We start from the raw sequence: 1647 nt of genomic DNA on the forward strand, positions 1-1647 counted from the left end.
GCGGCGGCGCGGCATTCCGTTCCGCGGATCCTGCACGCCGAGAACTGGGAGGACATGGAGGGGTTCGAGGCGGACACGTTCTTCGGCATCCCCGACGAGGCGTTCGACCTCTGGCTCACCGGAATCCAGGAGCACGCCTTCGCGCGCGGCGAGACCTACGGCTTCCGCTTCATCGACTACTACTCCGCGCTCATGCAGGTCAAGGGCTGCCTGGTCGGTGAGCGGCGCGCAGCCGCATTCCGATCTGCGGGGGCCGAGAAGTTCACCCTCGCAGGCCCCTGATCCTCCTCACCCACCCGATACGCACAGAAACGAAGGAACCATGAAGAAATCACTTCTCGCGGTCACCGCTCTGGGGCTCGCGACGACGCTGACCCTCGCCGGCTGCTCCGGCTCTTCCGGAGGCTCCGGCGATGCCGGCGGCCCCCAGGAACTCACCTTCCTCACGCACTGGGGACCGGACCAGGTCGCGATGCTGGAGGCCGCCGGCGCGGCGTTCACCGAAGACCACCCCGACATCACCGTCAAGGTGCAGGCGGTCCCGTTCGGCAACCTGCTCTCGACCCTGCGTACGCAGGGTGCGTCGGCGGACGGCCCGGCGATCGTCGGCATCTACGACGCGTGGCTGCCCGAGCTGGTGCGCGACGGCCTCGCCGCTGCCGCGCCCGCCGACGTCGCCGACGAGGTCACGGAGAACTGGCCGGCCGGCGTCGTCTCGGCGGCGAGCAACGGCGGCGACGTGTACGGCATCCCGAACGAGATCGACCTGTACCAGCTCAACTACAACTCCGCGCTGTTCGACGCGGCGGGCATCGCCGAGCCTCCGGCCGATTGGGACGCCCTCGTCGAGGATTCCGCGAAGCTCACCACCGGAGACCAGCAGGGCTTCGGCCTCATCACCGGCTGGAACTCCGGCGTGGTGCATCCGTTCCTGTCGCTGCTCGCGTCGAACGGCGGCTCGTTCCTGAACGAGGAGGGCACGGCTTCCGAGCTGACCAGCCCGGAAGCCCTCGAGACGGCGGAACTGTACGAGAAGCTGGTCGCCGACGGGTCGAGCGACCCCAGGAAGTCGACGGCGAACGCCAACACCACCGGCCCGTACCTCGACGCCTTCGTGAACGGTCAGACCGGCATGATCGTCATGGCCAACTGGTGGGAGAGCGCGCTCCGCGACGGTATGGGCGATGACTTCGAGAACGTCGCCACCGCGCCGATCCCGGTCGGCCCCAGCGGCGATGAGTCCTCGTCGATCTCGTACTCCTGGATGACGATGGTCAACGGCAAGGCCTCCGACGCGCGTCAGAAGGCGGCGTGGGAGTTCCTCACCTACCTCAACGGCCCGGACTCCGGCGAAGCCGGTTCCTCGGCGATGGCCGACATCCTGCTGTCGATGGGGATCCTGCCCACGCGCTCCTCCGACCTGGAGGCGCACGCCGCTGAGCTGGAGACGCCGTTCCTGTCGTCGTACGTGACGGCTCTGGAGAACGCGACCCCGTTCCCGACCGTGCTCGGCGGACCGGCTGCGACCGATGCCCTGCAGCGACAGCTGGAGGCACTCGTGAACGGACAGGTCGACGCGAAGACGGCGATGGAGAACGCCGCTCGCGACGTCGACGCCGCGCTCAGCGCCGCTCAGTGACACCCCGG

1 protein-coding gene and 1 pseudogene are annotated in these 1647 nt (G+C 68.7%); both read left to right on the plus strand.

The window, feature by feature from the left end; all coding sequences use genetic code 11:
- Positions 1-282, plus strand: a pseudogene (locus ACNPM4_RS15765) (PIG-L family deacetylase); the annotation flags it as partial.
- A 40-nt stretch (positions 283-322) separates the two neighbouring features.
- Positions 323-1639, plus strand: a complete 1317-nt coding sequence (locus tag ACNPM4_RS15770; protein ID WP_448986309.1) for an extracellular solute-binding protein — start codon at positions 323-325, stop codon at positions 1637-1639.
- Positions 1640-1647: the final 8 nt, after the last annotated feature.

The sequence above is a fragment of the Microbacterium umsixpiens genome, assembly GCF_053543675.1.

Coding starts and splice junctions, on each gene's coding strand:
- ACNPM4_RS15770 (WP_448986309.1), top strand. CDS start 323: ATGAAGAAATCACTTCTCGCGGTCACCGCTCTGGGGCTCGCGACGACG.